This window comes from Cupriavidus laharis, from assembly GCF_914271435.1.
GTDB lineage: Bacteria > Pseudomonadota > Gammaproteobacteria > Burkholderiales > Burkholderiaceae > Cupriavidus > Cupriavidus laharis.
In genome coordinates, this window is sequence record NZ_CAJZAI010000036.1 from 1 (window position 1) to 7442 (window position 7442).

A 7442-nucleotide genomic window follows, 5' to 3' on the forward strand; every position below is an offset into this window, starting at 1 on the left:
CAGTGACCCTGAACCCCGAACGCGATTCCATCGTCCAGACGCATTCTGGGAGCGTCAATATACAGACATTGGCCGCATGACCGAGGCGACAACTAGCTTGACTCGCGCCGCACCCATGATGGCAAGGCGTGTTTTCGGACCATTAATGCTGTCTTTTTTACCGGGTTTCCCTGCGGTACCGCCGTCCCACGGGAATCGGCAAGGCGCAGTGGCCAAACAGGCTAGGCCAAAGACCACATGACGTCGTTCACGTATGATGCTGTCCGGGCAGGCCACACGCTGGAACCGGTCCGTTCCGGTGGCGTTGCAGGAGCGACGGCTCCTGCCGGAAACAGGGATGCCTGGGCGCTGCTGGAGGCATGGGGTGGGCTGGCGCTGCAGGTCGGCGAAGCCGGGAATATTTTCCAGGCCACGAGCGCTTCGGCGGATTTGCTGGCGTTTCCGCGCGAATACCTGCTGCATGCGTCGATCAAGGACATCATTGCCTTCGACGAACGCGAGCGTGCTGCCCAACTGCTGCAAGCCTGTTTCCGCGACGGTCTTCCCAAACAGGCCGAGATCCGTTTTGCCAACGCCATTACCGGCACCCGCTGGATCGATCTGCGCATTTGCCGGCATGCCAACGCGGATGGCAGGGCTTCGCTACTGCTGTTTGGCACCGATGTCACCAAATGGGCCCAGAAACTCCATCAACTGACTGAACAGTCGCTCACTGACCCGTTGACCGGCGTGGGAAACCGCGGGCTGATCCGCAACCGGGTTGAGGCGTATTTCACAGGGGATGCCGCGCAGCGCGGACGATTTGCCATCGCGCTGATGGACCTCGATGGGTTCAAGAAGGTCAACGATTCGCTCGGCCACGAGGTTGGCGACATATTGCTGAAAGAACTGGCCCAGCGCCTTGCGGCGACCGTGCGTTCGCGGGACACCGTTGCGCGCCTCGGCGGCGACGAATTCGTGATCCTGCTCGACGACGTGACCTCGGATGACGCGGCGGTGGGAGTGCTCGAGCAGATCATGCGGGTCTGCAGGCAGCCATTCCACCTGGCCGGCTGCCAGGTCCGTGTCACCACCAGTATCGGGCTGGCGTTCGCCTCGGGCGTGCGCGAGTCCGAATCGCAGTTGCTGCGGCGGGCCGACCGGGCCATGTACGAGGCCAAGGCGCAGGGTAACAACCGCTATTGCCTGTACTCGTCGGAACTTGATCACCGGCTGAACGAGCAGTTCCGCATCGAGCAAGACCTGTTCGAGGCCGTGCTCAACGGTGAACTCTTCCTGCACTACCAGCCGATCTTCAGGGTCGGCCCGGATACGGTCTGCGCAGTCGAGGCACTGATGCGATGGGAGCATCCGGACGGCGCCATCTCGCCGGAAGTCTTCGTGCCGCTGGCCGAAAGCAACGGGCTGATCAATCATCTCGGCGCGTGGGCCGTGCGCTGCGCGTGCGCGCAACTGGCCGCCTGGGATGCAAACGGCGTGGAGCTTGGCTACGTGTCGGTCAATGTGTCGCCGGTGCAGTTCAGGCATCCCGGCTTCGTCGACAGCGTACGCAGCGCCATTCGCGATACCGGCATCAACCCGCACCGGCTGGTCCTGGAGATCACCGAAGGCGCGCTGATGACAGACCCCAAGGCGGCCGGGAATCTGCTGGCCGAGCTGGGAGCGCTGGGAATCCGCTTTGCGGTCGATGACTTTGGCACCGGCTATTCCAGCCTGTCCTATCTGCGCCGTTTTCCCCTGTCGGCCCTGAAGATCGACCGCAGCTTTGTCGCGGACATGGTGGATTCCCCACACGCCCGCACCATCGTTTCCGCCGTGCTGTCCCTGGCGCGGGAACTCGGGCTGGTCGCGATTGCGGAAGGCGTCGAGACCGAGGCGCAATGCGATCTGCTGGCGACCCAACGCTGCGAACTGGCACAGGGCTGGCGCTTTGCCCGGGCGATGGGCCCCAATGACTTCGAGGACGCTGTCCGCGCGGGCAGGTTCCGGATTGGCTCCGGGGACGCACTGTCCGCGTGATCGAGACCATGTCAAAGAAACAGTTCCTCGAGCAACTGTGGGCCAGGATGGCCCAGAAAGGCGATTTTCCGACGCTCCAGTACTGCATCGACAATGTCTTCAAGTCGCTGAACAGCGACCTGAGCATTGGCGAAATGGCCGGCACCGTTCTGTCGGACTTCAGTCTTTCCCAGAAAGTCATCCGCCTGGCCAATTCCGCCATGTACCGTTCGTTCGGCGGTGAGGTGACCACCGTATCCCGCGCCATCATGGTGCTTGGCGTGGACACGATTACCCACCTGACGCTGGGCGTCCAGGTACTCGACTTTTTCCAGGGGGTGGCGCCGAACCGCCCCCAGGCGGCGAGGGCGCTCAAGCAGGCCATCATGGCCGGCGAGATCACCCGCGCCCTGAACGATGCGCGCGGTATCCTGGGTGGGGAAGAGGGCGTCGTCTGCACGCTGATGCACCACGTCAGCCGCATGCTCGTGATCTTCTATTTCCCCGACGAATGGGACCGCATCGCGGCGCTGAGCGCGGATGGCGCCATGAGCGAAAGCGATGCCTGCCGCGAAGTCATCGACATTTCGTTCGACGAAATCGCCAGGGCAGCCGCCTTCAGGTGGCGCCTGCCAGCCCTGATTGCGGACGGCATGCTGGGCCGCGAGCTGGACGAAGAGACGGTGCTGGAAACGCATGCCGACTGGCTGGGTGCCGTTGCAAGCCTGTCATCGGGCGCGGCGGCCTCCATCCTGGCCGAGCAGCCGGAGGAAGCCGTCCTGGAACCGCTGCTGGCCCATGCGCAAAAGCTGGGGCTGGAGCCATCTCACGTCAACGTGGCTATCCAGCAGGCCGGCACGCTGAAGACGTCGATGGCGCGCTCGGAGTCGCCGGACTCGGGGGAGGGCAGCCTTCCGGACGATGGCGGCAAGCCGGCCGATACGCTGACGCGCCTGCAGCAGGCGCTGGACGAGGTTCGGCAGGAGGGGGCGGGGATGACGGTATCCCAGCTTGCTCCGCTGGTGCTGGAATCAGCCATGCGGGCGCTGAACTTCTCGCATTGCTTCCTGATGCTCCTGCACCCGACGACCAAGCGCTTCGGCGCGCGGCTGGGTTTCGGCGACGGCATGCGGGACAAGCTCGAGCAGTTGTCGTTCGAAGAAGGCTTCGTGCCCGACATATTCCATTTCGCGATGATCGCCCCGCAGCCGTTGCTGATCGAGGATTTGCGCGACAAGGGCGTGTCGCATCGCGTTCCGCGCTGGTATCGCGACGCCATGCCCGATACGCGCTCCGCGCTGCTGATTCCGGTCAAGGTGCGAAACCGCTGCGTTGCCATGATCTGCGGCGACTGGGGCGCGACACGCGTTGCCGGTGGACTGACCGATGCAGAACTGGCCGCGGCCGGGCAACTGGCCGGGGAAATCGCGACGGCCGTCCTGCGTTCGGCGCCGCAGCGATAGTGGCGGAGCGTGTCTTCGTGGCTGATGAGCTGCGATCACTGATGCGAGTCGCCTAAGCGCGGGCCCGAATAGGCTGCGCTTCATCCCGGCAGGGCAAAGGGATTAAACCCGGTGCGTTGATATCCCTCTACCGTCACGGCATCGTCGAGGGTCAGGGTGGCAAGGTCGTCGGCCACGGCCTCGGCTTGTGGGTCGCGTTCCAGTGAGACGACTTTCAGATAACCGTGGCACACGCCGCAGCCTTCGGCGCGCACCGTGGCTTCTGCGGTGTCGAAGTTGCGTGCGATGAAGTTCTTGTCGCGGTCGTCCTTCAGCAAGCGGGCGATGCGCTTCCTCGCATCTTCCCAACTAATGCGCACCCACTCATTCGATCCAGGGGCGCGGTATTCCGGATACAGCAGCCGGTTCTTCGAATGGACGATGTCCAGCAGCCCTGCGCCCTTGGGACAGAGCGAGCCACGGCTGACCGGGTGGTCAGGATCGCCCTCGATGTGGAAGATGCGGGGGTTCGCATTCTTCGCGCCGTCACCCAATGAATACATCAGGAGGCCGCATGTCGCATCCGGCAGCATTACCGACCATCCGATCCATTACCGCATCGTCGGCGACCATCGTCCGTATGAGATCCGATGTCGCACTTCCGCCTGGTCCGGCACTGCCGAACGAAGATGCGGCTTCAATCATCGTGCAACTGCGTCCGTTCGAATCGCTTGCCCTCTGGAGAGGCGGCAGGAGTTTCTTCAATGGTGGCTACGACAGAGGTGGCCTTGCCATCACGGATCTCTGCGACACGTGGCGATGCCATCATGGTTCCGCGTTCGACAACCTGCGCATGCGCGTGGAGCGTCGCGTGCTGCAGGATTTCGCGCGCGAGCTTGGCGTCCGCGGGCCAGTCTCCCTGAGCAATCCGGCAGGCTCCGTCGATCCGGTCATATTCAACCTGGCGCAAGCCTTGCTGCCCTCGCTGGATGGCCCTGAGCAGCGCCAACGGCTCTTTCTCGACCAGATGGTCGGCGCGTTCCTGATTCATATCCTGCAGGCATATGGCAGCGCCGCCGCATCGGGCCGGCACCGTCCGCGGCTGACGCCAAGGCAGGAGGCGCTGGCAAAGGAGATTCTCTCGGCGCACCTGCCCGGCAATATCTCGGTCGACGAGGTGGCGGCGCAATGCAACCTGTCGCGCAGCCACTTCATCCGGGCCTTTTGCAACAGCACCGGCAAGACGCCTTATCAATGGTTGACCGAGCGAAGGATCGAAGTCGTCAAGAACTGCCTGGCGGCGGGCACAGTGCCAATTTCGATGATCGCGGCAGAATGCGGATTTGTGGACCAGAGCCATCTGACGCGCGTATTCAAGCGAGTCACCGGGGTGACGCCGGCAGACTGGCGCAAGCGCAACGATTTATAGATCCCGGCTTGTGCTTATGAGTGACAAACGGACTATTCGAACAAACAGGACGAAAAAATCCGTTTTGTTGTCAGAACGTCCCTCCATATACTCAAAGCCTGCTTGGTGCGCGACAGCCCATGTGGCGCAGTCTTCGACTTCAGATCTTCGACTTCAGACATTGAGGCAGGTGAGAGATGGACGAACTCAATTCGCCGCAGGAATGTGCACTGGTGCTGGTGGATCCGCAGGCGGGCCTTGGATTCGCCGTGCAGTCCATGGACCGCCAGCAGCTCCTCAACAATCTGGTGGCGCTTGTCGAGACTGCCCGAACGTTTGACGTCCCCACGATTCTCTCGACGTCGGCCACGAAGGTGTACAGCGGTCCTCCGTTTCCGGCCATCCGGGAGCTGTTGCCCGACCTTCCGGTATACGACCGGCGCTCCATGAACCTGTGGGAAGACGACGCCGCGCGGCAGGCAGTGATTGCCACCGGCAGGAAGAAGCTGCTGTTCGCGGGCATGCTGACCGAGGCCTGCGTGAGCTTCCCGGTATTGTGCTGCCTGGCCGAGGGCTACCAGGCCTTTGTCGTGGCGGACGCCTGTGGCGGGGCGACCGTCGATTCCCACCACTACGCGCTGGACCGCATGCGTTCCAAAGGGGCGGAGGTGACGAGCTGGTTGCAGGTCCTGCTCGAGTTCCAGAGGGACTGGACGCGCAAGGAAACCTATGATCGGGCTCGCGGACTGGTCGAGCGCTTTGGCGGTGGCTATGGCATGGGGCTCAAGTACGCCAGAGACATGCTGGTGAAGCCATGATGCCCCACGGCGCTTCACGTTGACGCGCCTGCCGTAGCCATCTCTGTCGCATTCACGCGTTTGCCATTGCTGCGGAATCGGCTTCGTTGCTACCGCTTGTGTCCGGCGTCTTCCCAGGGGGCGTCGCGATACAGCAGGCGGAAATCCTGCGGAAACAGATCGCGGAATGGCAGTGGGTATTGGAAGGCTGGCAACGGTTCCAGCATGACATCTTTCGTCTTCCGAAACACCTCCAGCAGTCTTCGCTGCTGTTTTTCGCCCCAGCCCGAGACGTAGAAATAGTCCTGCCCATGCCAGTGCAGCGTCCCCGCCTCGAATGGCGGACTCACCTCGGGGATGCGGGAGTAGCTTGTGCAAAGCTCCAGGGCCAATGCTTCGAAATCCATGAGGGTGTTTGTCTAGTCCACTGAATCATTGAAACCGGTCGGTGCCTGCCATGTCATACGGGCCCATCGCGTCAGGGGGAGAGGTATGGATGTTCAATAATTTTCATTGACTTCGTCGCATAATGGCCTCGATAGCGGCAGGATCCTGCTATAGCCTTACGTTGTCGCCGCGCTGCGGCATTCGTCGAAAAGGACACTGAAATGCAACAAGATTCCACCCCCGCATTCCCCATCTACCCTGTTGGCCGGGCCTTGCTCGGCCTCCTGTTTCTGATTTCAGGAATTTTGAAGATATCGTCCTTCTCGGGGGTAGCGGCATGGATGGCCAGTGCTGGCCTGCCGTTTGCAAGCGTGGCGCTGGTGCTTGCTATCCTTGTGGAAATCGGTGGCGGTCTCCTTCTCGTGGTGGGCTGGCAGGCGCGCATTGCTGCGGCCGTCCTGGCTCTGTTCCTGATTCCCGTCACGCTCATCTTTCACGGATTCTGGAGTGCGGATGCCGCGAACGCGCAGAATCAGCTCAATCACTTCCTCAAGAACGTAGCGATCTTCGGCGGCATGCTCATGGTCTTCGCCGTGGAAACGAGCGCTGCCGCATCACGCAAGGCCTGAGCAACGCGTGCGCCACGGCCTGCGGCATCGCAGCCGCCGTGGCGCTAGGCTCCACGCCCATGATCATCGCCAGGTCATGCTGATCCCGTCTCTTCAGAAGGAATTCAATGCCAGGATCCGATTTCCTGATTCCGGCATTCGAATAATGCTGCTCCAAGGAGCATGGCCATTGCAATCCGATAGTCTGAAACCATGGATGGGCACGGCGCGAAAAATGGCATGGCTGAATTCCTGTCGCATCATGATAGCCGGCGGAATCGGATTTATATAACGGATACTTTCGAACTGATTATTCGAGAAATTCGATCTGGCAAGTTTTTATTCTATTGCTCCTGCAGTTCCAGTCGTCGCCTGAGTACGGAGAGCAGGGCATCCTTCCTTTCGATCCACCAGGCAAGCGCGCGCCCGGGATACCGGGCGCGCCAGGCGAGATACAGTGGATGGGCAGGGCGCTCTGCCGCAAGCGTCCTGGACACCAGCGAGCCATTCCCGATATGTTCCCGCGCCGTGCACGAAGGAAGGAATCCACAGGCAATACCAGCCTTCAGGACAAGGATCTTTGCCTTCAGATCCGGAACGCCGATATGCTGCTTCCAGGCCAGCGTTTCCTGATCGTGGCAGCGCATGTCCCGTTTGGCACTGACTTCCACAAACTGATGCTCCCGGAGTGCCCCCCTGCGGCAGAATAGTTGTCGCCCCGATAGGAACTTGAATCTTTCCTGATTTCAAGTCTCTTAGTGGCGGTGGAAGGCCGGCGCCGAAGGCGCCGGCCCCCTTGCCG

General features: G+C 61.8%; 8 protein-coding genes and 1 pseudogene. 5 read left to right on the forward strand and 4 right to left on the reverse strand.

Annotated features, from left to right (window positions below):
- The first annotated feature begins 237 nt into the window (after positions 1-237).
- Positions 238-2019 carry a putative bifunctional diguanylate cyclase/phosphodiesterase gene (locus LDO29_RS27935; RefSeq protein WP_224082966.1) on the forward strand — a complete coding sequence of 594 codons (1782 nt, stop codon included), beginning with the start codon at positions 238-240 and terminating at the stop codon, positions 2017-2019.
- An 8-nt stretch (positions 2020-2027) separates the two neighbouring features.
- The gene (locus LDO29_RS27940) at positions 2028-3461 is read left to right on the forward strand and encodes an HDOD domain-containing protein (RefSeq protein WP_224082967.1); all 1434 of its coding nucleotides are present in this window, start codon (positions 2028-2030) and stop codon (positions 3459-3461) included.
- 80 nt (positions 3462-3541) lie between these two features.
- On the opposite strand, the gene LDO29_RS28150 is transcribed toward LDO29_RS27940, so the two are convergent.
- Together LDO29_RS28150 and LDO29_RS28155 are read right to left on the reverse strand one after the other, a co-directional pair.
- Positions 3542-3748 (reverse strand): formate dehydrogenase accessory protein FdhE domain-containing protein, encoded by a 207-nt coding sequence (locus LDO29_RS28150; protein WP_290369628.1) that lies wholly within the window; start codon positions 3746-3748, stop codon positions 3542-3544.
- Positions 3737-4015 (reverse strand): annotated as a pseudogene (locus LDO29_RS28155) (hypothetical protein); the annotation flags it as partial. The pseudogene LDO29_RS28155 and the gene LDO29_RS28150, both read right to left, overlap by 12 nt.
- Between LDO29_RS28155 and LDO29_RS27950 the strand changes: the two are divergent.
- Positions 4015-4869, forward strand: a complete 855-nt coding sequence (locus LDO29_RS27950; protein ID WP_224082968.1) for a helix-turn-helix domain-containing protein — start codon at positions 4015-4017, stop codon at positions 4867-4869. The pseudogene LDO29_RS28155 and the gene LDO29_RS27950 overlap by 1 nt on opposite strands.
- A gap of 176 nt (positions 4870-5045) precedes the next feature.
- Positions 5046-5666 carry a hydrolase gene (locus LDO29_RS27955; protein WP_224082969.1) on the forward strand — a complete coding sequence of 207 codons (621 nt, stop codon included), beginning with the start codon at positions 5046-5048 and terminating at the stop codon, positions 5664-5666.
- An 89-nt stretch (positions 5667-5755) separates the two neighbouring features.
- Here LDO29_RS27955 and LDO29_RS27960 read toward each other — a convergent pair whose 3' ends face one another.
- Positions 5756-6052: a hypothetical protein gene (locus tag LDO29_RS27960; RefSeq protein WP_224082970.1), complete on the reverse strand. Its 297-nt coding sequence runs from the start codon at positions 6050-6052 to the stop codon at positions 5756-5758.
- Between the two features lie 201 nt (positions 6053-6253).
- Between LDO29_RS27960 and LDO29_RS27965 the strand changes: the two genes are divergently transcribed.
- Positions 6254-6661, forward strand: coding sequence for a DoxX family protein (locus tag LDO29_RS27965; protein WP_224082971.1), 408 nt, complete (start codon positions 6254-6256; stop codon positions 6659-6661).
- A 323-nt stretch (positions 6662-6984) separates the two neighbouring features.
- Here the strand turns inward: LDO29_RS27965 and LDO29_RS27970 are convergent, their stop codons facing one another.
- Entirely contained in the window at positions 6985-7311 is a 327-nt protein-coding gene (locus LDO29_RS27970) for a LysR substrate-binding domain-containing protein (RefSeq protein WP_224082972.1), read from the reverse strand.
- Between the last annotated feature and the right edge of the window lie 131 nt (positions 7312-7442).

Excerpts from the sequence above, each read along its gene's own strand:
- LDO29_RS27960 (WP_224082970.1), bottom strand. The coding sequence starts at position 6,052 with ATGGATTTCGAAGCATTGGCCCTGGAGCTTTGCACAAGCTACTCCCGC.
- LDO29_RS27955 (WP_224082969.1), top strand. The coding sequence starts at position 5,046 with ATGGACGAACTCAATTCGCCGCAGGAATGTGCACTGGTGCTGGTGGAT.
- LDO29_RS27940 (WP_224082967.1), top strand. The coding sequence starts at position 2,028 with ATGTCAAAGAAACAGTTCCTCGAGCAACTGTGGGCCAGGATGGCCCAG.
- LDO29_RS27965 (WP_224082971.1), top strand. The coding sequence starts at position 6,254 with ATGCAACAAGATTCCACCCCCGCATTCCCCATCTACCCTGTTGGCCGG.
- LDO29_RS27935 (WP_224082966.1), top strand. The coding sequence starts at position 238 with ATGACGTCGTTCACGTATGATGCTGTCCGGGCAGGCCACACGCTGGAA.
- LDO29_RS27950 (WP_224082968.1), top strand. The coding sequence starts at position 4,015 with ATGTCGCATCCGGCAGCATTACCGACCATCCGATCCATTACCGCATCG.